This is a genomic window from Endozoicomonas sp. Z74 (assembly GCF_057680865.1).
Map to the genome: position 1 here is coordinate 1 of NZ_JBLYZI010000090.1, position 25,109 is coordinate 25,109.

The 25,109-nt window shown below is 51.7% G+C and carries 23 protein-coding genes; 9 read left to right on the forward strand and 14 right to left on the reverse strand.

Annotated elements, in window-relative coordinates; all coding sequences use genetic code 11:
- Positions 1-425 precede the first annotated feature (425 nt).
- Together ACNRUY_RS20340 and ACNRUY_RS20345 are read left to right on the forward strand one after the other, a co-directional pair.
- Positions 426-695, forward strand: a complete 270-nt coding sequence (locus ACNRUY_RS20340) for a DUF4212 domain-containing protein (RefSeq protein ID WP_488113493.1) — start codon at positions 426-428, stop codon at positions 693-695.
- Position 696: 1 nt separating this feature from the next.
- Positions 697-2,484: a sodium:solute symporter family protein gene (locus ACNRUY_RS20345; RefSeq protein ID WP_488113494.1), complete on the forward strand. Its 1,788-nt coding sequence runs from the start codon at positions 697-699 to the stop codon at positions 2,482-2,484.
- A gap of 157 nt (positions 2,485-2,641) precedes the next feature.
- Here ACNRUY_RS20345 and ACNRUY_RS20350 read toward each other — a convergent pair whose 3' ends face one another.
- The 5 genes from ACNRUY_RS20350 to ylqF all read right to left on the reverse strand — a co-directional run bounded on the left by ACNRUY_RS20350 (position 2,642) and on the right by ylqF (position 10,200).
- On the reverse strand, positions 2,642-5,812 hold the full coding sequence (locus ACNRUY_RS20350; protein ID WP_488113495.1) for a glycoside hydrolase family 2 TIM barrel-domain containing protein: 3,171 nt from the start codon (positions 5,810-5,812) through the stop codon (positions 2,642-2,644).
- Between the two features lie 103 nt (positions 5,813-5,915).
- Positions 5,916-7,385 (reverse strand): amino acid permease, encoded by a 1,470-nt coding sequence (locus ACNRUY_RS20355; RefSeq protein WP_488113496.1) that lies wholly within the window; start codon positions 7,383-7,385, stop codon positions 5,916-5,918.
- 280 nt (positions 7,386-7,665) lie between these two features.
- Positions 7,666-8,250, reverse strand: coding sequence for a disulfide bond formation protein DsbB (dsbB, locus tag ACNRUY_RS20360; RefSeq protein WP_488113497.1), 585 nt, complete (start codon positions 8,248-8,250; stop codon positions 7,666-7,668).
- A gap of 194 nt (positions 8,251-8,444) precedes the next feature.
- Positions 8,445-9,239: a thioredoxin domain-containing protein gene (locus tag ACNRUY_RS20365; RefSeq protein ID WP_488113498.1), complete on the reverse strand. Its 795-nt coding sequence runs from the start codon at positions 9,237-9,239 to the stop codon at positions 8,445-8,447.
- Between the two features lie 103 nt (positions 9,240-9,342).
- Positions 9,343-10,200, reverse strand: coding sequence for a ribosome biogenesis GTPase YlqF (gene ylqF / locus ACNRUY_RS20370; protein ID WP_488113499.1), 858 nt, complete (start codon positions 10,198-10,200; stop codon positions 9,343-9,345).
- A gap of 187 nt (positions 10,201-10,387) precedes the next feature.
- Between ylqF and ACNRUY_RS20375 the strand changes: the two genes are divergently transcribed.
- Positions 10,388-10,897: a hypothetical protein gene (locus ACNRUY_RS20375; RefSeq protein WP_488113500.1), complete on the forward strand. Its 510-nt coding sequence runs from the start codon at positions 10,388-10,390 to the stop codon at positions 10,895-10,897.
- A 110-nt stretch (positions 10,898-11,007) separates the two neighbouring features.
- On the opposite strand, the gene ACNRUY_RS20380 is transcribed toward ACNRUY_RS20375, so the two are convergent.
- Entirely contained in the window at positions 11,008-11,508 is a 501-nt protein-coding gene (locus tag ACNRUY_RS20380; RefSeq protein WP_488113501.1) for a GNAT family N-acetyltransferase, read from the reverse strand.
- 254 nt (positions 11,509-11,762) lie between these two features.
- Between ACNRUY_RS20380 and ACNRUY_RS20385 the strand changes: the two genes are divergently transcribed.
- The gene (locus ACNRUY_RS20385) at positions 11,763-12,038 is read left to right on the forward strand and encodes a hypothetical protein (protein WP_488113502.1); all 276 of its coding nucleotides are present in this window, start codon (positions 11,763-11,765) and stop codon (positions 12,036-12,038) included.
- Between the two features lie 9 nt (positions 12,039-12,047).
- Here ACNRUY_RS20385 and ACNRUY_RS20390 read toward each other — a convergent pair whose 3' ends face one another.
- Positions 12,048-12,683 (reverse strand): CDP-alcohol phosphatidyltransferase family protein, encoded by a 636-nt coding sequence (locus tag ACNRUY_RS20390; protein ID WP_488113503.1) that lies wholly within the window; start codon positions 12,681-12,683, stop codon positions 12,048-12,050.
- A gap of 229 nt (positions 12,684-12,912) precedes the next feature.
- Between ACNRUY_RS20390 and ACNRUY_RS20395 the strand changes: the two genes are divergently transcribed.
- From ACNRUY_RS20395 to erpA, 3 genes are all read left to right on the forward strand, one after another.
- Positions 12,913-13,689, forward strand: coding sequence for a DUF6776 family protein (locus ACNRUY_RS20395; protein ID WP_488113504.1), 777 nt, complete (start codon positions 12,913-12,915; stop codon positions 13,687-13,689).
- Positions 13,661-14,107, forward strand: a complete 447-nt coding sequence (locus ACNRUY_RS20400) for a bactofilin family protein (protein ID WP_488113505.1) — start codon at positions 13,661-13,663, stop codon at positions 14,105-14,107. Before ACNRUY_RS20395 ends, ACNRUY_RS20400 begins: the two co-directional genes overlap by 29 nt.
- Positions 14,108-14,314: 207 nt before the next feature.
- A complete protein-coding gene (gene erpA, locus ACNRUY_RS20405; RefSeq protein ID WP_488113506.1) occupies positions 14,315-14,668 on the forward strand; it encodes an iron-sulfur cluster insertion protein ErpA in 354 nt (117 codons plus the stop codon).
- A gap of 105 nt (positions 14,669-14,773) precedes the next feature.
- Here erpA and ACNRUY_RS20410 read toward each other — a convergent pair whose 3' ends face one another.
- The 6 genes from ACNRUY_RS20410 to ACNRUY_RS20435 all read right to left on the reverse strand — a co-directional run bounded on the left by ACNRUY_RS20410 (position 14,774) and on the right by ACNRUY_RS20435 (position 19,907).
- Positions 14,774-15,718, reverse strand: a complete 945-nt coding sequence (locus ACNRUY_RS20410) for an L-lactate dehydrogenase (RefSeq protein ID WP_488113507.1) — start codon at positions 15,716-15,718, stop codon at positions 14,774-14,776.
- Entirely contained in the window at positions 15,715-16,821 is a 1,107-nt protein-coding gene (locus tag ACNRUY_RS20415; protein WP_488113508.1) for an anhydro-N-acetylmuramic acid kinase, read from the reverse strand. The genes ACNRUY_RS20410 and ACNRUY_RS20415 overlap by 4 nt, the downstream gene beginning before the upstream one ends.
- A gap of 217 nt (positions 16,822-17,038) precedes the next feature.
- The gene (locus ACNRUY_RS20420) at positions 17,039-17,251 is read right to left on the reverse strand and encodes a hypothetical protein (RefSeq protein WP_488113509.1); all 213 of its coding nucleotides are present in this window, start codon (positions 17,249-17,251) and stop codon (positions 17,039-17,041) included.
- Complete coding sequence (locus ACNRUY_RS20425; RefSeq protein ID WP_488113510.1) at positions 17,244-17,450, reverse strand: type II toxin-antitoxin system Phd/YefM family antitoxin; 207 nt, start codon at positions 17,448-17,450, stop codon at positions 17,244-17,246. Before ACNRUY_RS20425 ends, ACNRUY_RS20420 begins: the two co-directional genes overlap by 8 nt.
- 81 nt (positions 17,451-17,531) lie before the next feature.
- Complete coding sequence (locus ACNRUY_RS20430) at positions 17,532-18,296, reverse strand: class I SAM-dependent methyltransferase (RefSeq protein WP_488113511.1); 765 nt, start codon at positions 18,294-18,296, stop codon at positions 17,532-17,534.
- Positions 18,297-18,431: 135 nt separating this feature from the next.
- A complete protein-coding gene (locus tag ACNRUY_RS20435) occupies positions 18,432-19,907 on the reverse strand; it encodes an OapA family protein (protein ID WP_488113512.1) in 1,476 nt (491 codons plus the stop codon).
- 425 nt (positions 19,908-20,332) lie between these two features.
- On the opposite strand from ACNRUY_RS20435, the gene tyrS reads away from it, so the two are divergent.
- Together tyrS and ACNRUY_RS20445 are read left to right on the forward strand one after the other, a co-directional pair.
- The gene (gene tyrS / locus ACNRUY_RS20440) at positions 20,333-21,640 is read left to right on the forward strand and encodes a tyrosine--tRNA ligase (RefSeq protein WP_488113513.1); all 1,308 of its coding nucleotides are present in this window, start codon (positions 20,333-20,335) and stop codon (positions 21,638-21,640) included.
- 299 nt (positions 21,641-21,939) lie between these two features.
- Complete coding sequence (locus ACNRUY_RS20445) at positions 21,940-23,286, forward strand: hypothetical protein (RefSeq protein WP_488113514.1); 1,347 nt, start codon at positions 21,940-21,942, stop codon at positions 23,284-23,286.
- A gap of 122 nt (positions 23,287-23,408) precedes the next feature.
- Here the strand turns inward: ACNRUY_RS20445 and ACNRUY_RS20450 are convergent, their stop codons facing one another.
- A complete protein-coding gene (locus tag ACNRUY_RS20450; RefSeq protein WP_488113515.1) occupies positions 23,409-25,010 on the reverse strand; it encodes a hypothetical protein in 1,602 nt (533 codons plus the stop codon).
- Positions 25,011-25,109 lie beyond the last annotated feature (99 nt).

Here is a 25,109-nt window from a genome sequence, read left to right on the forward strand (position 1 = left end):
TGATTAGTATGAATCATAAGGGTTACCTTTTTACGATTTAGATTTCAGTGATTTCACCCTCTATCTAAATCGGTAACCCTTCCCTTTTTTGAAGAGGGAATTGTCAGATCAGATCTGAACTAATGCATTTAAGGGGAACCGATGTAGACAGCCAATCCATTTACAAGCTTCATAAAGCAATTAAACACCAGATTGCCGCTGCCCATAGCCGTGCTTGCAAGAACTATTACCGTAGTTGCCTTGCTGTCATTGAGAGTGATCTGGCCGCTGCCATAGCGAATAAAGGTAAAGCTTCGGCGTTACTGCCTGATAACCCCGACCCAGCGAAGCATTAGCCTAAAGTCTAAGAGGTTCTTTTCTTTACATCTGCTACTGTCTGAAGCGTTCCGTCATAACAATAACAACATGCTCAGGAGAGTAAGCTCATGTCAGATAGTAATGCGGCGGCTGCCGCTTACTGGAAAGAAAACGTTCGTATTCTACTGTCATTGCTGACAGTGTGGTTCGTGGTCTCTTTCGGTTGCGGTATTCTTTTCGTTGATCAGCTGGACAAGATCCAGTTTGGTGGTTTCCCCCTTGGTTTCTGGTTTGCCCAGCAGGGTTCCATTTATACCTTCCTGATCCTGATCTTTGTGTACATCGGGTGGATGAACAAGCTGGATCGAAAATATAACGTTCATGAGGAGGGTCAGTGATATGGAAACCCAGACTCTGATTTTCCTGTTCGTGGGCCTGTCTTTTGCTCTCTATATCGGTATTGCGATCTGGTCCCGGGCCGGTTCCACCAAAGACTATTATGTGGCTGGTGGAGGCGTTCACCCGGTGGCTAATGGCATGGCAACGGCGGCAGACTGGATGTCGGCCGCGTCGTTTATTTCCATGGCGGGTATCATTTCCTTTATGGGACGTGACGGTGCCATGTACCTGATGGGCTGGACCGGTGGCTATGTATTGTTGGCCATGTGTCTGGCACCCTATCTGCGCAAATTTGGCAAATTTACCGTGCCGGACTTTGTGGCTGAACGCTATTATTCCCAGACCGCCCGGGTCGTGGCGGTGATCTGCGTTATCTTTATTTCCTTCACCTATGTGGCGGGTCAGATGCGTGGGGTGGGCATTGTCTTCTCCCGTTACCTTGAGGTGGATATCAACACCGGGGTGATCATCGGGATGGGGATTGTCTTTATTTATGCGGTGCTTGGAGGTATGAAGGGCATCACCTATACCCAGGTGGCCCAGTACTGTGTGATGATTTTTGCCTATCTTGTGCCCGCCATTTTTATCTCCATGATGATTACCGGCAACCCGATTCCTCAGCTGGGCTTTGGCAGTACGGTGGAGGGTTCCCAGCTATCGGTGCTGGAAAAGCTCAATGGCTTATCCCAGGAGTTGGGTTTTGCCCAGTATACCGATGGTTCCAAGTCCACCATTGATGTGTTCTTTATCACCATGGCGTTGATGGTGGGAACCGCAGGCCTGCCCCATGTTATTGTCCGGTTCTTTACCACCCCAACGGTCCGTGATGCCCGTAAATCTGCGGGTTATGCATTGTTGTTTATTGCGGTGCTCTATACCACGGCGCCGGCAGTGGCCAGCTTTGCCCGCATTAATCTGCTGCAAACAGTATCCGGTGCTGAATATGAACAGCTCCCGGAGTGGTTCTCCAACTGGGAAAACTCCGGTCTCATGGCCTGGGTGGATAAGAATGACGACGGCAAGATTCAGTACCATCCGGGTTCGCCGGTAGAAGGCAAGCCCAAGTTCACCAATGAGCGGGGAGCCAGTGGTGAGCGACTGGTGTCTAATAATACCACCGCGAACGATAATGAGCTGTATGTGGACCGGGATATTATGGTACTGGCCAATCCGGAGATTGCCGACCTGCCCGGCTGGGTGATCGCACTGGTGGCAGCGGGTGGCCTGGCGGCAGCGTTGTCTACTGCAGCGGGTCTGCTGCTGGTGATTTCCACGTCGATCTCCCACGACTTGCTCAAGCGTAACCTGATGCCGGGCATTACCGATAAACAGGAGCTTCTGGCAGCGCGTATTGCCGCGGCAGCGGCCATTGGCGTGGCTGGGCTGGCTGGGATCTATCCACCGGGCTTTGTGGCGTCGGTGGTGGCTTTTGCCTTTGGCCTGGCGGCCTCTTCCTTCTTCCCAGCCATTCTGTTGGGTATTTTCTACAAGCGCATGAATCGTGAGGGCGCTGTTTCCGGCATGGTGGTGGGGCTGGTGTTTACCGCTTCCTATATCATCTACTTCAAATTCCTGGGGGGAACTCCGGAAGGCTGGTGGTTTGGGGTGTCTCCGGAAGGGATTGGTACCCTTGGCATGTTGATTAACCTGGCGGTCTCTTTGGTGGTCTGTCACTTGACCGCAGCCCCACCCCAGGAGATTCAGAACCTGGTGGAGGATATCCGAATTCCCCGGCAGTCTGGAACAGCGTCAGCTCCGGTTGAAGGAGGGCGTACGGCTCAGGTTTGACGGGTATCAATACCCATGGTGAATGGAAAGCAGTGTGTTGCTCTCACTCTTTGCACCCAGTGCTATGAATGATGAGGAAACACACTGCTTTTTACTGATAGGGCGGATTTCACTTTTCAATCCAGTGAATGGTGGGATCCGCTGTTTATAGAAGGCTTTAATGTCTCTCAAATCCCACTGGCCTTAACCGGAAGCCATAACGGTAAGGTCTGGCAGGTAACTGATAGTCTTTTGGTGGCAGTGATCCCCAGGAGTTCTGGCCACCTGTGCCCATCTGTGCCAGATCGATATTCCAGGTGGTCAGATTGCCGGGTTGAACATCCACGCCGTGCTTGCAGGTCATGGGTGTCAAGCCAGAGGCACCCATGCTGCCATCGTCGGCGACAAAATCCAGCTCTTCAGCCGCAAACGGCCAGGCACTGGTATTCAGCAATGTTTCTTCAGCAATGGCCTCCAGGCCAATGCCATTACGATCCACCAGGCGGACCCAGCGCACATCGGTTTTATTGCCGCTTTCCTGAGGTCTCGGGTAGGCGTGGAATTGCTTCCAGGTAGTGCCACCATAAATCCCCGCTTTTGCCCCCTTCCGGTCGGAATAGGTTTCTACCGGGCCCCGGCCAAACCACTGGATAAACTGGAACTCCGGTGGCAGCGTTAACTGAAGGCCGAATCGCATCATCATTGGGAGTGCTTTGTCCCCGGGCGTGAATTCGGCCTCGACCCGCATCTCGCCATCGGCAAACACCGTATAAGACAAGGTGTACTGGCTGCTGACGGTGGGCAGCTGAAAATGGGTGGTGATGATGACTTTGTGATTACTGACTTCATGGCACTCTATGGAAGACAGGCGGCGCTCTTTTCCGGCCACTCTCCAGATATCCGCCCACTCAAAGGCTTTTGCGCCCAGGTCGTTATCGGTCAGCCCCCGCCAGAAGTTGGGTTCCAGGCCTGTTCGAATGAATGGGCGGTCTTCAACAACAAACTGACTCATCTCGCCACTGTGATGATTGAACGTCACCATAAAGTGACTGCCAGACACTTTCAGGGTGTTGTCATCCCTGTTAACCGTAAGTGGCTTCAGCGGGAGGAGTAATGTGTTGTCTGGTCGCCGACTGTCAGGGCGTGGGGTGAGATTAAACTGTTCCCAGGCGGTCTCAAAACCACAGCCCAGTAATGGAATTTCGTTTCTACTCACTGCGCTCAGGGTGATCAGATATTCCTTGTTGGCCTCTTTTTTCCGGGCTTCCAACTCGGGGGTAAAGTGGATGTTGATGGGGCAGCGCTCTCCGGGTTCAACGGACAGGCAGCCCAGGTTACCGCTAGCCACTTCCACGCCATCGGCACTGATCTGATAACGGATATCAAGGTGGTCAAGACCGATGAAGTCGTAACGGTTTTCCACCTCAAAACAACCCGCAGCAGCGTCCGTTTCATGGAAGCGCACCGGTTGATAGACTTTTCGAACCTCCGCCATATGGGGGTGGGGGGTGCGATCCGGCGCCACCAGGCCATCGTTCATAAAGTTGCCATCCGTGGGCATATCCGGGTGATAGTCCTTGCCATAACCCCAGAATTTCTGACCTTTCTCATTGGTCATTTCCAGGGCGTGATCCATCCACTCCCAGATAAACCCGCCCTGCAGGCAGTGGCTGTTATCAATGATCTTCCAGTAGTCGTTCAGTATGCCCACCGAGTTGCCCATGGCGTGGGCATACTCGATCATAATCATTGGCCTTCCGTCGTTTTTCTGGGAAAACTCTGACAGGCGTTCCAGGGTTGGATACATGGGACAGACAATGTCAGTGTAGGGGGCTTCTCCAGCGGGTTCGTATTGAACTGGACGGCTGCCGTCCTTTTCTTTGACCCAGTCGTAAAGGGTTTCAAAAACACAGCCTTTGCCGGCTTCATTGCCCATGGACCAGATAATGACACAGGCGTGGTTTTTGTCCCGTTCTACCATGGCCTGCATGCGATCCAGATGAGCCGGGATCCAGGAGTCGGTGTCGCCGATCTGGGTTTCTGGCTTCAGTGCCAGGGGGTGGGATTCAATATTGGCCTCGTCCACTACGTAGAGACCGTATTGATCACACAGTTGATACCACCGGGAATGGCAAGGAAAGTGGCTGGTACGCACCGCGTTGATGTTGTGTTCTTTCATCAGGCGGATATCGGTGAGCATGGTCTCTTCGGTAGCCACATGGCCCAGTTTTGGGTGCAGCTCATGGCGGTTAACGCCTTTGATTTTGATGGCCTTGCCATTCACGGTCAGTTGACCGTCAATGATTTCAATATGCCGGAAACCAATTTTGTGGCTGGTGGTTTCTATGATCACGCCCTGGTCGTTGGTCAGGGTGAGCAGCAGGGTGTAAAGGTTTGGCGTTTCGGCGTTCCAGAGGCGGGGAGTGGGCACTTCGGCACTGAAAGACAGTTGTTGATCTTCCGGTTCCCGGGTAAATCGGTGAGACTCACAGACTATAGGGGTAAACCCGTTGGCATCGTCCAGAAGCTGTGCTTTCAGGGTCAGTTCATCGGGGCTCTGGCTGTAATGTTTAAGGTCTACCTTCAGGCTCAGGTAGCCCTGGCTGAAGGTGCTATCCAGCTCTGGCCGGCAGTGAAAGTCGTAAATACGGCTCTTGCCAGTGGAGTAGATAAAGACTTCCCGCTCCAGTCCGGACATATCCAGCATATCCTGTTTTTCCAGATAGCTGGCGTTGGACCAGCGGAAAATTTCCAGGGCAATGGCGTTTTCACCTTCGCGAACGTAGGGAGTGATATTGAACTCCGCCGGATTCTTGGCATTCTGGCTGTAGCCTACCCGTTGACCATTGATCCAGATAAACGTGGCTGTTCTCGCGCCAGCCAGTTGCAGGAAGATCTCCCGACCCTGCCAGCGGGAATCCAGGGTAAATGTACGTCGATAAGAGCCTACCGGGTTGTAGTCTCTTGGAACGGTGGGCCACTTGGTGGTGAAGGGAAAACGTTCATCCAGGTAGATCGCCCGGTCAAAGCCCTGGGCTTCCCAGTTGCCCGGCACCTGAATGCTGTCCCAGCCTGAGACATCATAGTCTTCCCGGTAAAAGCTTTTTGGGCGGGTTTCCGGGTTTCTGGCGCAATGAAATTGCCAGAGACCGTTCAGGGAGAGGTAGTTGCCGGCTTTTTCCGGCTGGTTGTTAATGGCCAGTGCCTCATGGGTGAAAGGAAAGGCATGGGGCCTGGGGGCTTCTTTGTTGATGCCGTTGATTCGATGGTCTTCCATCACGGCAGGAACGTGGTTGATTTCTTCGTACAGTTCAAGGGATTTGGGCAAACCGGATACGACAGCAGGCATGGTTAATTGGCTTCAATGAAAATAAGGTTGTCGGGTAAACCTGGCCGGGGAAAACGGCCAGGTTGTTTAAAAGTGGATATCAATAGCGACGGTAAAAAAGCGCTCAGAATGCGGGGGCTGCTTCCCCCTGCAGGCACTGTTTCCGCTCGAACCGGGCATACATCACCCAGGCCAGGCCCAGGTAGAAAAACAGTCCGCCGAAGTTGATGCCAAGGGTCAGCCATGGGTTGGCATTGGAGCCAAGATCCTGGCCATTGAAATAGGCTTCCCAGACTTCAGGGGCTGGAATGGAGGTGACAACAGAAGCCGAAATAAAGATCAGCAGGAGCAGTCCGGAGATGCCAAGGGCAACGGAGTTGCTTCGAGACATCTTGAATGCCCTTGGCATGTCGTTGTGTTTTATCCGTAACGCCATGTAACCGATGATCAGGAAAATAATGGGAACCAGAGAGTTCAGGGCGGTCATGTTGATGACGGTCTGCATAAAGGTTTCAATAGAGTCGATACCCATGCCGGGAATCAGCATCAGAACCGTTACTACCACAGCCTGAGCCCAAAGGGCGTTAACAGGGGTACCCTGTTCATCCGTTTTTACCAGAGCATCAGGCATCAGACCCTTCGGCAGTTCTGAGAACATGATTTTTGCTGGCGCTGCTGTCCACAGAGCAAGGCCACCAATAGCGGTAATCATCAGGATGACACCAACCAGGTTGGCGATCCATGAGCCAATACCCACCTGGGAGCCGAGTTGGATAAAGACGCTGAAGATGCCGTTGGTGAGATCGACTTCATCCTGCTTCAGAACCAGTGAGGTGGCGTAGGCTCCCAGGATATACAGGCCGCCAGTGACCAGAGCGGCAACGATCACCCCTTTAACAAAGGTTTTGTTGCCTCCTTTGGTGTCATTGACATAAACCCCGATACTTTCTGCACCGCCCAGAGCGAACAGTAACCATGAAACGGTCATTAACATGCCCCAGTCGTTGATTTGCGGCATGATGCTTTCAATCGTGATTTCCTGGGCGGGTTCATGGCCGAGTACCAGGACCGAAATCAGGGCGAAAGCAATAAAGATAAAACCCATCATTAAGGCCGCAGAGCCGGCTATTGAGGTCAGCCTGGAGAGCCACTTCACTCCTTTGGTGCATACCCAGGTGTTGACCCAGAACAGGGCAATACATGCGGCGGATAAAGTCATTCCAGCATTATCACCAAAGATATTCCGGCCAAACAGCCCCCAGCTGCCGTAAACCAGGATGTTGGAAGTGGCTGTTGCGAAATAGAAAATATTGGCAAAGAAGTAAGTCCAGGACGCAAAGAACGCGAACTTCGGACCCATTGTGGACTCAACCCAGCTGTATACCCCTCCTTCCTTCCCGTTATTGGCGCTGGCGTATTCTGACATCATGAGAACCAGGGGCAGAAAGTAGATCAGAGTGCCAAGGAACCATAGCGTCATACTCGATGGGCCAATCATCGCGTACTGATTGATGACATTACGGAACCCGAAAACAGCGGTCATAACCATCATGACCATGGCTCCGAAACCAATGACTTTCCTGTTGCCCGACATGTACCGTCCCCTTATAGTGGAGGATAATTAAGTAAAATTTACTAAATATGGTAAAGAGTTAAACCTTTGAAGTGATTGATCTGGATCATGTTGTGAGTTTTGATTGCTTTATTTGGGGTTGGTTGTGATTTTGAGCAGCTGTTTGTGTAATTTTTTACCTGAGTTTGTCTTTGTGTATGCGGGGTAAGGCAGGGGTTGGGGGAGGAGGAGGTTTTATTAAGTAAAGTTTTACTTTGTGGGTGACAGCCCTGGAGGGCTGTCGTTTGAGAAGCTTTCAGGTTTATGAGGTGTGTTTTCTGCGAAACAGCAGGCAGTAAACCGAACTGATAATACAGGCGGCAGCTGCCAGCAGGTAGATACTGAATACAATGACCATCCATTGGGCCATATTCAGGCTGAGGAAAGTCCAGTCGTCGGCTCCACAGATGCCGGTGGGCATAAACAGTGAAGGCATCCATTCGTAAAGGGGCAGGTCAAAGGGAAAGACCGGCCGGAAGCTGCAGCTGGAATTAAACGGATCAAATCCGGCGTAATCGGCGGTCTGGGTAATGGCGCTGTCCAGGCCGTAAACTGCAGCTGCTATCCACAGACCGTATCCCACAACTCTCAACACCGGATTGCCTGGAGAGGCAAAAATGATCAATGGTGCAACGGCGAGCATCAGTACCGCGAGACGCTGGTAGACGCAGAGTTCACAGGGATCCATGTGAAGAATGTACTGGAAGCCAAGAGCACAGAGTTCCAGAAACATTGCGGTGGCTAGCATTAGCAGCCAGGTCAGGCGGGAAGCCTGCCATCGATGCAGGGTCTGCAGCGGGGTGTCCATAAGGGATTGCCAGAGTCCCGATGAGCGTTCACGAGTCAACAGTCAGAGTCTCCATTCAGCTGTTTGTTAAGAAGGCGCATTTCTATAGCGTCAATATACCCAACCTGCAGTGGAGGATATAGCCTCTTTGAGGAAACTTTATGTTGATTTACTGTGCTTGGCGTAGGGTGCCTTAAGGCCCATAGGGCCCATAAGGTCCTTAGGGTTCCTTCAGGATCTCCGATGCATTCCAGTTAACCCCCTTTCTTTTGAGGGCCTGCGTTTTCAGCACTGCTTTTTGGAGCACCGTCACTGGCCTTCGGCTTGGTGGGGCTGGCTGTTGTTGGCAATTTTGTCAGCCAGGCGATCAGCTGATCCATTTCATCGAAGGATTTTATGCTCCCCGTCTTCACCAAGTAGCGGTTATTGACCACAAAGCTGGGTACCGCATCAATATTGCCCGAATACCGGTTCCAGTCCAGAACGCTTTTCAGAGCTACCGGGCCATTCTGTTGTTGCTCAAACGCTTTTCGGGTCAAGCCTGCTTTGCTGAGGGTGCTGAAAAAATCATCGTCATTTTTCCAGTCCCCGGTTCGCTCCACATGAATTTTATTGAACAGGGCCTTCTTGACCGGTTCATACAGTTCTGTGCCCTGGGTCATGGCGAGCGCCGTGGTGGCTTGCTTGCCGTACTTTCCCATAAAAAACATATGGGCCTGTTTGAACTCAATCTTGCGTTTGGCCAGGTTTTCTTTCAGGGTGCCAAGGGCACCTTTTTCCCATCGATAACAGCCTCCGCAGTAAATGGAGAACAGCTCGGTGACCGTAGGCTCGGAAGAGGCTGGAAACTGGTCAAGCACCTGGTAGTGAGTGCCTTCCTTATAAGGGGCCTCAGCAACAGCCTCTTTCTTTTTGGATTGGGCGCTGTCAGTTGTGGGAGCTGCTGCACCTGTCGGAGCGGCCAGGCTTTGCTGGGGCAGGGCCAGAGGCAGAATCAATGCCAACCCGGTTAATAAAAGAGCTGTTATTAACGGCAGAGACTTATTCATTGGGGTGATGTTCCTGGATTCCTGTGATCAGAAGGATCCAAGCAGTATAGAGGGGGAGAGCAGGGATACCAAACCGTTGGCAGCCCTGTCTCGACAGTGGGGGTTACTGGCTGGCTGCTTTCTGGGCCTCAATTAACTCCGGGGTTTCCAGGGAGATTCGTCCAAGCTGCCCGTCACGGAGTTCGTTGATCAATATCTCCGCCACCTTGTGGGTATCGGCAATACCGCCCCGGCGCATGCAGCCACGTCGTTGGCCGATGCTGTCAAACAGCTCAATTCCGGTTTCTGGCAGGTGGGGGAGCTGGTAGCGTTTGCTCAGGGCTTCCGGGTAGTACTCCATCAGAAATTCGGCCAGATACATGGCGACATCCTCAAATTCAATCACCGTACTTTTGATGGCTCCGGTGGCCGCCAGGCGGTAGCCACAATCTTCCGGTTCCAGTTTTGGCCAGAGGAATCCAGGGGTGTCCAGCAGGACGATGTGGTTGGGCAGCTTGATGCGTTGTTGTTGCTTGGTAACGGCAGGCTCATTCCCGGTTCTGGCGATGGTGCGGTTGGCCAGGGTATTGATGGTGGTGGACTTTCCCACATTGGGAATACCAAGGATCATTGCCTTGAGGGGGCTGATCTCAAGGTTCCGGTGGGGCACCATGGCAGGGGCTACCTCCAGAATATTCCGAATTTTATCCGGCTGCTGCTGGTTAACGGCAATGGCTTTCACGCCGGATGTTTTGTTCAGGTGATCCAGCCATTGCCGGGTTACCTCAGGGTCGGCCAGGTCGCTCTTATTCAGGATCTTGATGCAGGGGGTGTCTTTTCGCAGTGACGGCACCATAGGGTTTTCACTGCTGAAGGGGATGCGGGCATCCAGCACCTCAATAATCAGATCCATTTTCGGGATTGCTTCACGGATCTCTTTTTTGGCCTTGTGCATATGGCCCGGATACCAGTTGATTGCCATGGTTTGCGCTTGTCTGGTGAAAAGGGAGGCCATTGTACCGACAGAGGATTGATTTGTCTTTTTTCTGGTGCTTAAGGGGCATTTTTTTGAGTGTGTTCAATAAGTAAATAACCGACAAAGCTCATTTGAAAAAACAGTGTTATTGGCTATTTTTTGTTTTTGTCGGTTGAATAAGAGGAATCACTTTATGACCTTTTGTAGAAAAGACGTTTTTCTTTCCTGGCTTATTCTCTTTTTTGCAGGCGCAGTTTTTGGGGGTGATCAGGGGGTAGATGTTAAGGGTGCTTCGGAAGAGGAGATCACTCAAACATTGAGTGATTATGCTGAGGAATTTGCTTCGAAGCTTAAGAGTATGGATGAGAACGAAAGGGCGTTGTATGAAGTGGTCAGTCAAGAGGTTGAACGCTGGCCAGAAGTTGAACTCAAGAAAAAAAGGGATGACCTGCTTAAAAACAGTGGTGATTCTGTGAAAGAGGTTTTTGCTTCTAAACCCATCTCGGAACAGCGGCAGTTGATGAAAGCTGTAATGACAGAAATAGGAGTGGCGTTTTATAACGGGGTGCTTGAACAAGTTGTGGAATCTATCGCTGGTGCCATTGGAAGTGCTGTAGTGGATTCGTTTAAGCCATTGTTGGGAGAGGTGGTTTGGGCGAACTATTCTGAAAACCATAATAAGCAGAATAATGAGGTTTATTGAAAGAGAGTCTGTGTTGAGAGGGCATTAAGAGTGACCGGGCAATAAGGCATATGATGGCACGTTTAAGGCAAGTCCCCCATCTAATGATTATTAGAGAGGGGGGGAGATGATTATTTTAGATTTGGCTTAATCCTGGCCATACGATAACTGCTGACATACTCTCCATCCCGAAAACAGTCAAACCTGGAGGTGCCCTCTATCTCAAAGCCGAAACGCTGATACAGGGCGATGGCGGGTTCATTATCGGTATACACGTCCAGTTCAATCCGGATCAGGTTCAGCCAGTTGTCGGCAAGGTCCACCATTTCCTGCATCAGCCGTGTTCCCACTCCCTGGTGCTGGGCGTCGGGGTGAACCGTAATGCCGAAACTGGCGCAGTGTTTTCTGCGGGGATTTTCCTGCAGGTGCAACCCAAGATGCCCCAGCAACTGACCGGATGAAAGAGCAACCAGTTGAATGGGGTTGTGTCTGCTGGTATCGAACATTGATGACCAGTATTGTTCGCTGCGCCAGGGAATCTGTCGAGTCTGGCGTGCCAGCTCCGGGTACTGGAAAAACTCGCCAATGGCTTTGAGGTCTTCGGGCTGGGCATGGCGGATAACAATGTACATAACTTTCCCTGAATACTGCTGTCGTTATTGTTGGTTGGAGTGTTGCTGAATAATGATGCCAGAAAAGAATGGCCCGGGCATTGACCGGTGTGGTATCCATTCTGATGATTTGGAGGAGTAGTGCATGGCGTTTATATAGTGGGGGGTACCTGTCCGGCAGGTAGATCGACGGAGAGCCGGTGTGGAAACTGTTAATATTGGACTCTTGTCATGCTCCTATAGAATGGAGGTTCCTTAATCTCAGGGGCTCTGTTATGACTCAAAGCATTGTGCTTCTTCTGGACCCTTTTTTTCTGCTGGTGGCCGTTGTGGCCGTGTCCCTGGGTCGCAGTAAAAACTATATTGTGCCCCTGACCGGGATTTTTGTGGGCCTCCTGGCTGAAACACTGGCTACCAAAGCCAACCCCGGACACCAATGGGGAGACAGTATTCTTGTCTTCCTGGCCTCAGGGATCATCCAGGCCATTATTGCCTACTTCCTGGTAGGGCAATGGCACAAACACAAACTCAGGGTTCAGCAGGGCTCCTAGCAGCCTGTCTCAAGCCTGTTGTTCCGTCTTCTGTTCGGCCAGAAAGATGCTCTGATAGCCTCCCCATACTCTGAGGGCGGCTGTCAGTATGCAGATAATGGCAAACGTCAGCGCCAGCTGAGGGAAATACGCCGGGAAAAGGCAGAACAGCACAAACAGCCCAATGGTCTCAGTGCCTTCTGCCAGTCCTCCCAGGTAATAGAGAGATTTATGGGAAAAGCGCGGGTCTGCCAGCTGGTGTTTTTCAGCCATGACGGCATAGGCGAGAAAGCTGGCTCCGGTGCCCATAAAGGAAAATATCAACAGGCTCGCGGCCAGGGCGTTCTGCTCCGGTGACGCCAGGGCAAAGCCAAAGACCACTCCGGCGTAAAAAATAAAGTCCAGGGTGATATCCAGAAACCCTCCCGCATCGGTAGGTTTTCCCAGCCTTGCAAGAGCGCCATCCAGGCCGTCCAGTATCCGGTTGCAAAGGATGGCCAGCAGTGCCAGTGCATAGTGCTCAAAAGCCAGAAGCGGGATGGCGGCAATACCGATAACGAAGCCGGTAAGGGTCACCTGATCCGGTTTTATGCCGGTGTGTTTCAGGGCTCGTGCAGCCAGGGTCAGGGGAGGGCGAACCAGGCGGCTTGTCCATTGGTCGAGCATGGTCGTTACAGAGTCTCTTTTATATCGGGGCGTTCAGATGGGCATGATACCGCCAAGGTTCCATAGCGCCAAATAGCCTTTTGATGAGTTTTGATGAAGGGTGGCCTGCAGATGGTTTGTTATGTTTTTTGGGCTTGTGTATAGTCCCGCAGGCACCGTTTATGGTAGTTGTTAGTGAGTTGTTTTTTTTGCAGACAACCCTCTGGGCTGATGATTTGGAATAAGGTGAATGGCTTTTCATCCTGACAGTGGCAATCTCAAAGTGGTTCGGCATGACCCCTCCCGTGACCAGCGCACCCGAATCTTGCTTGGGGTGTTCCTGCTGTTGGCCATAGGGGCGGCTTACTGGTTTGGAGGGAGTGAGGCCGGTCGCAGTAATCAACAGCTGAAGCTTGAGAACCAGGAGCTGGTACAAGAGGCCGGTCAACTCAGGGGCCAGAATAAGGAGCTTCAGCAGCGGGTTGCCATACTTGAAAGCGCTGGCAAGATCGACCACGAAGCCATCAACCGGGTCCGGTTAACGGTTAAAAAGCTTGAGAATGATAAAGAGCAGTTGAACAAGGAGCTGGCTTTTTTCAAGAGTATCCTGGCGCCGGAGGATCTTTCCACTGGAGTCCGGGTCGCCGGCCTTGATTTGTTGAAGGGGGAGGGTGCAGGGAAATTCCGCTTTCGCCTGGTGGTGTCTCAGGTTGCCCGCAGCAACCCCTTCCTTAAAGGGGTCCTGACGGTCTCTTTGATTGGCAAACAGGAAGGGGGCGAGAAGTCATTGTCGCTTCAGCAGCTGGCTGGGCTGGAACAGATGTCCACCACACTGGGGTTCCGGTATTTTCAGGCACTGCCTGGAGATCGTGATTTCCTTGATTTTGAACTGCCGGAGGGCTTTGAGCCGGAAGCAATCAAGGTAGCCGTTCGCATCAGAAGCGGTGCTGTTCAGAGTTTCGAAAAAATCTATCAATGGGATAAGGAGTTGGCGGCGGATGTTCGGCAAGAACAAAGCGAGGGTTGATGCTGGCGGGAAGCATGACAGCACAACACTGATTTCATCAGACACCAGCATTTCAGGCAACATCAGTTTTACCGGGGCTGTTCATATAGAGGGACGGGTCAAGGGGGATATTTCTGCCGATCAGGGGTTGCTGACCATTGCCCACAGTGGCAGTGTTGAGGGGGATATCCGGGCACAGCGAGTAGTGATTGACGGTCATGTCCGTGGCAATGTGGTGGCTGAAGAGCATCTTGAGCTGGCTTCCAGGGCGGTCATTACCGGGAATGTTTATTACAACGTGATTGAGATGACCCGAGGTTCCCAGGTGAATGGCAGCCTGGAACATCACCCCAACGGTTTTGCCGATGCCCGTCCCCTGCTTGAAAAAGGTCAGGAGAGTGAGGCTGCCGGGGAAGTCATCGACGCGGTGAGTAGTTGACTGAAACAGTAGGTTACTCTGATAATAACGCCATTGAAAAACGTGCGAAGAGTGCGGGTCACTGCTGCCAGTGAAAGGCACGATGGCGTCAGAGCTGGAGGGTGGTTTTGCCCTCCAGGCTGTTGGGTTATCAAGGGCCACAACCCGATGGTTTTTTTAGCACAATTGATTTCACGCCCGTAAAACGCAGTGACGCGGAGAGGATAAATGAGCGTAGTAGAAACCATTACACCGGAACCGATCAGTGTCACCGACAGTGCTGCTCGCAGGGTGTGTGATCTTGTTGCAGAAGAGGGGGATGACCGTCTGAAGCTCCGGGTTTATGTGACCGGAGGGGGCTGTTCCGGCTTTCAGTACGGCTTTACCTTTGACAGCAACATTGCGGATGATGACACCCTGGTGAATAAGGGGGGGGCCTGTATTGTGGTGGACTCATTGAGTTATCAATATCTGGTGGGGGCGGAAGTGGACTATGAAGAGGGGCTGGAAGGTTCCCGTTTTCTGGTCAGAAACCCCAACGCTAAATCCACCTGTGGTTGCGGCTCATCGTTTTCGATTTGATGCCTTCATTGTTGTCAGCCAGTCTGTCTCACCCCCGTTGTCATTATTGTGGTCATTACTGCATTTCTTTTCCGGTCAGCTTTCCCTGAGGAGGCTGACGGGCGTTTATTTCATGCCCAGCTGGTTGATGTAGTCCCGCAGAGTAGCTGCTGATTCTTTGAGGCCTCTGAGTTCTTCCTGATCCAGGTCTGGGCAGACCAGGCTTTCAACCCCCTGGCTGCCAATCACTGCAGGAAGGCTCAGGCAGACACCCCTGAGGTTATATTCTCCGTCCAGCCGCACCGTAACCGGCATAACGCTGCGCTGATTATCTCGCACCTGTCGGATAATGTACGCAATCACCAGGCCTATGGCCCAGTTGGTATACCCTTTATTGGCGATGATCTCATAGGCGGAATGCTGAACCTGAGAGGCAATCCGAGCCATGGCATCGGGGTCATATTCCCGGCCATTGATGGTGTTGCCCCTGATGGCCAGGCCAGCAACGGAGGCCGAACTCCAGACCGGAATTTCCGAATCGCCATGTTCTCCGAGAATATAGGCGTGAACGGATCGGGGCGAGACGCCGTAATGATTGGCCAGGAGTGTTCTGAAGCGTGAGGTATCCAGCAGGGTGCCGGTGCCAACAATCATGTTACTTGGGCGGCTGCTCAATTGCTGCATGGCCTGGGTCAGGATGTCCACCGGGTTGCTGGCAATCAGCAGCATGGCTCCGGGAGCGTGCTGATCCAGCTGCTCAGCAATGGATTCAAACACCTTAATGTTGCGCTGTAGAAGTTCCAGGCGACTTTCGTCAGGGCTGGACTGGCTGACGCCTGCACAGATCACCACTACCCCGGCATCTTCCAGATCACTGTAATCACCCGCCTGGACATCGCATCGACCCACAAGCGGCTGACCGTGCATCAGGTCCAGAGCTTCCCCCTGGGCCCGGGCACTGTTTTTATCCACCAGAACCAGCTGGTTGGCGAGCTTCTGCTGAAACAGAGAGTAGGCCGCAGCCATGCCCACAAAGCCTGTACCGATGATGCCGATTTTGTTCATATTCATGCTGGATAAAGTCCTCCCAGAACACGGAATCCGGATGCACCGGTCACCGCAGGCTGGTTGCCTGGCAGGTGGTTGATATGCTGTCTGGCCAGCCAGGCGAAAGCGATCGCTTCTACCCATTGGGGGTCCACACCCAGCTCCGAGGTGGATGTTATCTTCACACCAGGCAGAGCTGTTGCCAGCATATCCATTAACGTAAGGTTGTTGGCGCCTCCTCCGCAGGCAAAAACTTCACGGGTTTCTGGGGCATATTGTTGAATACCATCGGCAATGCACTGGGCCGTCAGGCGGCAGAGTGTCGCCTGCACCCGGCCGGTTGACAGTTTTTCAAACCCTTTTAACCGCTGCTTCAACCAGCCTGGGTTGAACAACTCCCGGCCGGTGCTTTTAGGGGGAAGTCGATGAAAGTAGGGATCGCTTAACAGGCTTTTGAGCAGAGCGTCATCGTGGGGTTCTGACGCGGCCCACCGGCCGTCTTTGTCGTAGGGTTGGTGCAGATGCTGTTGGCACCAGGCATCCATCAGCAGGTTGCCGGGACCGGTATCGAATCCTGCAACCGGGCTCTGGCTGTTCTCCGGGGGTAAAATGGAGATATTGCTGATGCCTCCAATGTTCACCACCACCCGGTGTTCCGTGGGGCTGGTGAACACTCCGTGGTGGAAAGCCGGTACCAGTGGGGCACCCTGGCCTCCGGCGGCCATGTCCCGTCGACGGAAGTCCGCCACCACTGGAATGCCGGTCAGCTCTGCCAGCAGGCTGGGGTCGTCCAGTTGCAGGGTAAAGCCAATTTCGGGCCTGTGTCGTACAGTCTGACCATGGCTGCCAATGGCGGTCACCTGAGCGGGGGACAGGCTGGCTTTTTTCAGCAGTTCCTTGACCGTGGCGGCTGACAGCAGGGCAATACCTGGAACCACCCTGCCGGTCAGCTCGATTTCATCAGGGCCGGGCTGACAAAGACGCTGGATGTCTTCTTTCAGCTGGGGGGAGTGCTGTCTGGAGTGACTGGCGATCATGGAGACCTTTGAGCCCGAAAACGATACAGCGACGGCATCCATGGCATCAACGCTGGTGCCGGACATTAGACCGATATAGATTTCTGGCATTGTGGCAGGGCTCAACAGGGTTGGTATTTGCCAAATAAAGCATGAAGGCTACGTGAGCGCAACAGTATTCCACGGGTTAAGCAGCTCCACGCCGCTTTGCTTCATATCATTGAGGTTGCGGGTAACAACGGTGCATCCATTTACTTTTCGGATGTGACAATCTCTCTCCAAAGGTGAGAACGCTCATAAACCGCCTGCTTGCGTGCACGGAACTTGGTCAGTCAAACACGCCCTGGGTGGGCGATTTTTGCATATTTTGGGAGCGCATTAGCTTTTCAGAAGGTACTTCATATAGCTCGGGATCTCTGGGTAGGTCCTTGTTTCGGATGAAATTCACGCCCTCATCGGGTTCATCCGAAAAAGGAGATTTCTTCAGAAAATCAGTTAGGCTCGCATCTTTCTCACTCACTATGAGAAGCTGTTCAGTCATCTGCCAGACTCCGTTCACCGCGGGCGATACCTTCCAGAATCGCCAGGCGGTTCTGTAAAAACTCATAGTCTTCAATATCAACCAGGTAAGCGGAAGGTTTGCCATGCTCGGTTATCAGCACAGGTTCTTTGGTGGCGCGCAGGTCTGCCAGTATTTTTGTTGCCTGGCGTTTCAGGGAGGTGACCAGTTCAACTTTCATAGATGAGTGTTCACTGTATCGGAATATAAATGAGACTATTCTATCACTTTCTAACTGGCAAGCCGTCCGCACTCCCGGGGGTTATGGGAGTGCGTGGTCTGCTTTCCTGGCGATATAGACACCGTAACTGTAGTAGTCCTTGTACTGCTGATAAAGCGCCACTTCTTTACGTTCTTCCTCGACAATGGCCTGGGCTTCGGGGCTGCTGTTGTGCTGAGCCAGAAATTCAGGGAAGCGCTTTTCCAGCGGGTTATAGTAATTGTCCAGCCAGCAGTATTCAGGCAGGGCAAAATAGGACACTGGGCTGTAGCCACAGGATTCCAGCTGCTGGAGTTTGGTTGAAGCAGTAGCAATTTCCGGGTAGTTCTGCTGCCAGAACTGTTCGATTTCCTCGGGTCGGTGGCCGGTCAGCCAGGTGATTTCAGAGACCACCAGCATTCCGCCGGGTTTCAGATACTGTTTCCAGTCCCGGATGCCTTTTTCAAAACCGATGTTGTAGATGGCCCCTTCTGACCAGATCAAATCAAAGGTCTCACCTTCAAAAGGCAGGTTTTCCATATTGCCGGTGAGCGCGGTGATTTTATGGTCCAGCTCCCGCTCGGCAGCATGCTCTTTGAGGGTCTGGATAAAGTCGGCGGAAAAGTCAACGGCAGTGACATGAGCTTCTGGCAGCTGGGCCAGCTCCAGGGCTGAGCTGCCGGTCCCACAGCCGATATCGGCAATATTCAGGGGGCGGGATGTGTCCAGGCCCGTCAGTTCCAGTGCCTTTCGGGTTTCCCGGGTACTGCCCGGTCCCTGGCGCTGGTTGTGCTGGTGAAGGTTGATCAGTAACTGTAAGGCGTCCATGGTTGTTTACTTCACAGGTTGGCATTAAAAGTGAGCCAAAACACGAATCGGTGTTTCAGGATTATGGGTACAGGGGGAAGTACAGACCTGAGAAGGGTGATGTCAGGTCTGTATGATCGGATATAGGTCGTTTGATCACGGTTCCAGGGTTTTGCTGGTTTTTCCAGGAAGCTTCCCGGAAGCCATCATGGTCTCCCCATGGTTTTCCAGCCGGGCGATGATTCGCTCCGAGTGCTTTGTGAAACGGGTCATCTCCCTTTTGTCAATGGGGGCGGCATCCGGGAGTTTAACGGTCACCGGGTTTCTGTGAACGCCATTGACCCGGAACTCGTAATGCAGATGGGGGCCCGTTGCCCAGCCGGTTTTCCCTACATAAGCAATCACCTGGCCCTGGCGGATTCTCTGGCCTTTTTTCAGCCCTTTGCGGATTTTGTTGGCATGGGCATAGACGGTCACAATGTTGTTGGGATGTTGAATAAACACCACATTGCCGTAGCCGTTCTGCCAGCCGGCAAACTTGACCCTGCCATCGCCCGCTGCCTTGATCGGGGTGTTCATGGGGGCGGCATAATCCACGGCCCGATGGGGGCGCTTGGTTTTGAAGATCGGGTGAAGGCGGCCGGGGTCAAACCGGGAGCTGATCCGGGTAAATTCTACCGGGGTGCGCAGGAAGGCCTTCTTCATGCTTCTTCCGTCCGGGGTGTAATAGGCGGTATCGCCACTGCTGTCGGTGTATCGAACCGCTTTATAAGTTTTTCCCTGGTTAGTGAAGCTGGCTGCCAGAATATCCCCGTCTCCCAGCTTGTCACCATCCAGGTATTTCTCCTCATAAAGCACACTGAACGTGTCGCCACTGCGGATATCCTGAACAAAGTCAATGTCCCAGCCGAAAATGGCGGCCAGTTCCATGGTCAGATTCTGGGAGAGCCCCGCTTTCTGGCTGGCCAGGAACAGAGAATTCTCGATCGTGGCCTGAGTGTAAGCCGGTCGTATCTCAGGCGCCAGGGTGATGGCTTCTGCTTTATAGCCATCGTTGTCCTTATTGCCGTCCTGGCTGAAGAAAATATTCTCCAGTCTGGACTGAACATAGCGTAACTGGGTCAGTTCTCCTTCGTCGTTGATCCTGAACTCCAGCTCTTCACCGGGGCGGATATCAGCCAGCATTTTTCCGTACTTCGGAGTATTGGCCACCTGATACACAATATTGGCTCCCAGCCCCTGGCGGCTGAAAAGAACCGAAAGGTTGTCGCCGGATTGTATGGTGACGTTATGCCACTGACCCAGCTGCTTTTCCAGATCCAGAGCCGCCCTGGCCAGCCGCTTGGCTTCAGCGTCCTGTTCGACTTTCCTCACGGACAGCTCACTGTCCTGAATATTGGCGGCAAAGGGGGAGTTTGAGGGGGCGGGGCTGATGGCTTCCGAATCAGGGTGGAAGGCATTGATGGTCATGGGAATTTCGGTGCGCCGGGCTTCGACATCACCGGAAGGCAGCATCGCCATCATTCCCATAACGCTGACAGCGACGGTGCTGGCCAGCAGCAGATGTCGCCTGGGAAACTGTTTCAGGCGCCGGGCTGTTCGGGTTGCGCCTCTTGGGATGGCTTTATTCATTCAGTCTTGTGTACGAAAATGTGTTGAAAACGGATGTAAACCGACGATTAAAAATGTAGTTATCTTTCAATTATAACTACAAAATCTATCTTAACAGCGGGCCTATAGCTATAGGCGATTGCTGTAATTGTCAATCCTTTTTACTTAATCCTGAGGCCGGGGATTTCCTGAAAAAGGGCCGTGAGGCGTTGTTTTTGTCTGTGTTTCAGGGGTTAGGTCATCGCTGCCACTTTTCAATGACTGTACTTTAAAAGTAAGCGTTACTTTACGGGTGTTAAGGTACAGGGCTGCTGTTTGACTGATTTATGGCAAAAAAAGCAGTTTCTTGATCACCAGGCATTTGTTCTGCCGGGGTTTTGTTGTATTTTGGACCGCTTGTTTGTACTACCGGGTAAAACCCGAAGAAAAATCTCAGGAAAAACTCAATGTCTGAAAGTCAAAATCCGTTGCTGGAAGATCTGCAGGCCCGCCAGCTCATCGCGCAGACCACTGCCGTCGAGGAACTGGACGCTCATTTGAGCGAACAGCCTCGGGTACTCTATTGCGGTTTTGACCCGACCGCTGACAGTTTGCACCTTGGACATCTGGTGCCTTTGCTGGTCCTCAAGCGTTTTCAGCAGGCCGGTCACAAGCCCATTGCCCTGGTGGGTGGCGCTACGGGATTGATTGGTGATCCCAGCTTCAAGGCCGCGGAACGCCAGCTGAACACCCCGGATGTGGTGGCGGGCTGGGTCGATAAAATCAAGGGTCAGGTCAGCCAGTTCATCGATTTTGACTGTGGCGATAACTCTGCTGTGGTGGCCAATAATCTTGACTGGACCGGGGAGCTGAATGTTCTGGACTTCCTGCGGGATATCGGCAAGCACTTCTCAGTGAATGCCATGATCAACAAGGAATCGGTTCAGCAGCGTATTAACCGTGAAGGTTCCGGTATTTCCTTTACCGAGTTTTCCTATGCCCTGCTTCAGGGGATGGACTTTGCTGAATTGAACCGTCGTTACGACTGTACTCTGCAGGTGGGCGGCAGTGACCAGTGGGGTAATATTGTCGGCGGTATTGATCTGGCACGACGGCAGAACCAGGCTAAGGCATTTGGGCTCACTGTGCCGCTGATCACCAAGGCTGACGGCACCAAGTTTGGCAAGACCGAGGGTGGGGCGGTATGGCTTGACCCGAAAAAGACTTCCCAGTACGCCTTCTACCAGTTCTGGATGAACACTGCAGACGCGGATGTCTACCGTTTCCTCCGCTTCTTCACTTTCCTGCCCATCGAGGACATTGAAGCGATTGAAAAGGCGGATGCGGAGCGTGATGGCAAGCCCCAGGCCCAGCAGATTCTCGCCAGGGAAGCCACCCGCCTGGTGCATGGTGAAGAAGGTCTTCAGGCTGCAGAGCGTATAACAGAGGCCCTGTTCTCTGGTGATATTACAACCCTGTCTGAGCAGGATCTGGAACAGCTCAAACTGGATGGCCTGCCCAGCGCCACTGTTGCCCGTTCCGAGCTGGAAGGTCAGGCCATGACCCAGCTGTTCTCTGAGGCGGGAATGGTGAAGTCCGGCAAGCAAGTGAAGGATGCCCTTGGACGCAATGCTGTCCTGTTTAACGGGGAGGCTCGTGGTGCTGCGGATAACATGAATCTGCCAGAGTGTTTTGCGGTTGATAAAGCGATGTATGATCGTTTCTTCCTGATTAAACTGGGCAAGAAGAATCACTTCCTGTTTGAGGTTGTATAACCGTCTTTTTTTCATGCTGGCTCCTGAGTGAGCCAGCAGCTTGATTTCTATTATATAAATAAGCCTGAAGTCGCGAAAATATTATTTTCTATTTTATGCGTTAATCACTAGAGTGCATAAGAGTGAAATTAGAGATTGTCTGATGGGGGATTGATTTTTCTGTTTTTTTGTTTTCTTTATTTTGTTGAAGATTTATTTTATATCTTTCTAATAATTAAGCTGTTCTTGTGCTGGCGATTTTTGGTTTAATAAATTGCTCGTTTTGATTTTTGCATGAAAGCTGTGTCGCTGGAGTGATTATGAAAATCAAGAGATGCGTTGTGCTTTGTATGTTGTTGTTGGTGGGTGATGCTTATTCAAACAGTTGTGTTTGTGAAAGGGTAAGAGGTGCACTCTTGTGTGACTGTCGGCTGGTTGAGGCCCTCAATCAAAGTGATTATGCGGTTGATTATCCAAGTGGAAATTTAGTACCGTCGGTGATCAGAACTATTTCAAATTTAAAGTATCAAGCCTTAATAGAAAGTACACAGGCATCGGAGAAAAGAGCAGAGAGTGATGTCCGGGTTGTGCTTGATAGCCGAAAGCTGCCAGAAGAACTGATGGTAGAGGAAAGAACGGAGTTGGTTGAAGCACCGGCTTCATTAACAGAGAGTCCTGTTGCGGGGGAGTCTCTGATTTCTCAGGTGTCTTTTACGGGAGGAGGAAGCTCCAGTCTTTCAATGAGCGTTCAGCCTTATGTATTGCCTTCTGGGTCGACAAGTCCAAAGCCGACACTTAAAAGACAATACGAAGTTGATAACCCTTCCTTTGAAGGGGACAGCCCAGGAGTACAGAGTGGTGGTAGCCCCTCTTCAGGTCAGAGTAGTCAAGGCCACAGCTCAGGGGGGAGTGATGACGGTGGTGGGGGGCAAGCTGAAGATAATGATGCTGCAGGGGGCGGTGTTATGGCGAATGCCTTTTCCAATGCTCGATTTTGTTTAAGGCACCCTATCGTATGTATTGGATTTATTGGCTCGCTTCTGACCAGTAGTATTACCCATAAGGCCATCGTTAGAAGAATATCAGAGGAAAAAAATAAAGAAATAGCAGAAAAGGATCAAAAATGGCGAATTCATAATAAATACACTCGTTCAACTGTTTATATATGGTTGTCAAAAGATGAGTTTATTCATAAAGCTTTAGAGCATCATGAAGCTGTTAAGGTGTTATTGGAGCGTAATGGAACGGAGGCGTTGGATTATAAAATTCATTTTACGGGGGCTTTTCATAAAGCTGTTTATGCAGATGAGATTGTACCAAAATACGACGGTTGCCCGTGTTCAGGAGATCCATCTTGGGATGGCTGCACTGTCCGTATTACAATGGGCTATTCGGACCTTCAGCATTATGTTGTTGGAGTAAGGAACTTCCAGGGAACTGTATATGAAATTGCTGGAAGTGAAGATGGTGTTTTTCCAAATTACTGGTGTCCCTGCAATAAGTGTGAAATTCCAGAGCAAGTGGAGGATGCTTTCCCATATGAGGCCTGGTTAGTGGGTTATGCCATTGTGGGCACATTGGTTTCCCTGGGTGTAGAAAAGCTGGGGATAATAGCGATTCACTACATTCGTTCAAGGCACTGGGTTCCTGATCATGCAGGCAGATAAAGTTAAAAAACGATGGATGACCGTTTTTACCGGATTAAGTCCGCGAGACTCTATTTTACGGTCGTCTATCTTATGCACCTTGCAATAGGGTGAATGTAAAATTTGGCGGCAATCTGTGGTTGTCAGTCATCAGCAAGCATACTTGTCCAGCTATCGATCATGCCGTTCAGACTATTATGGGCCGCTATTTTTTCTTCATCCTCTCCCGGCTCATTATCCATGAGGGCTGTCAGCTTTTTGGTAAAGACATTCCGTTCATGAACTGCTACGCCTTTTGATACTCCTAGACCTACTCCCATGGCTCCGGCAGCTACGCCGAGCATGGGGAGAAAGAAAATACCACTGAACGCCCCGATCAGTGCCAGCTTGAGAGTTCCCGATCGCCCTTCCGCAAACGTGTCATTGTGGGCAAAATCCCCAACCCGCTTGATGGCGTACTGTTTCAGTAATGCTTTTAACGCCTGAGGGTCTTTTCGAATCTCTGCAAAGTTTTGCCTGGGCTTTTGTTCATTGGCAAATGCTGTCAGGTCTTTCAGCCACTCTTTTTTAGCGAAGCCACGTAAATATCGCTCCAGTTTCACTTCATTGCCTGGCAGTGAGAATGCAAATGAAATCTCTTTGTTGGTACAGCCCGGCTCCAGGCCAAGGTCCTTGATGACCTCCGCCCGGTTCTTTTTTAGGAATCGCTGAAAGGCAGTATCGCCAAACAAACCCAGTTTTCTTTTCTGTTTTCTGCCATAGTCCGGACGTAACACTTCCGATGTGGTCTGGGAAAGATTTTGTAACTTGCTGCGACGATCCCGGAAATTCATGACTGCAGAAAGGGTGACAAGCACCCCGGTAATGGAAGCGCCAACTCCCATTGCGGCTGTTCCCAAGGCTGGCATTCCGTACTTACTCATACCACTGGCCCGCGCAACAAGGCTGGTACTGAGCATCACCGTACTGGCCTTCAGCAAACGTTCACCTTTCTCACGGTCAGAAACCATACTGGACAATAGTTCATCGACATCGCCACTGCTTTTGGCGCACTGTTCAATTTCATTGTTCATGGCATCGACCCGTTCTTGCAGCGCCTTGAGTACCCCCGGGTTCTGAAAAGCTTCATCAATCGCCTTGCCCAGACGTTTGCGGTTACCAACGGTTGCCAGAAGAGTAGCAACCGTACCGGTGCCGGCCACACCGGCAGACACGCCACCAAATGCAGGCATCAATGGCGGGAATAGTATTCCCAGAGCCAGGGCCGATCCTGACAGGCTTACGGTAGCGCTGGCTCCTGCCATGACGGTGTCTTTGGTCATGGCCTTCAATTGGTTTTGCTTGTAGAGATTTTTCACCTCTTCAAGGGTTATTTTCTCCCCCAGTGGTTTACCTGCATGCTTCTTGCTGTTTTTTCGTTTTTGCAGAATAGCCGTGAGTTCCATGGCCTTGAGATGGCCTGGCATAAGCTTATCCTGATTTCGAATCTTCTTTTCATTCAGGAACCCCTGATAGGCACCACCCGCCAGTGCCAGCGCTGCGGTTGCCCCAGCAGTGGCGGTGCCAAAACCCAGCAGAGCGGATTGAAAGGCCTCATCACTTTCATAAAACAGCCCCATCAACTTCAGGTCCGGGTTTAATGTCAGGGAATCCCTGTCTTCTGGTTTGAAAAAGCGGGGATCGTTAGGAGATACCTGATCCAGAGAAACCCATTTCCCCAGGGCAAAAACATGATCAAGAATCAATCAGCCCAAGCACTTTCATCATATAGTCTTCATCCCAGCCACAGGTTTTACGTTTGTTCTTGATACCAGCCTTCACTGAAGTATCAAGCTTGAGAAGGT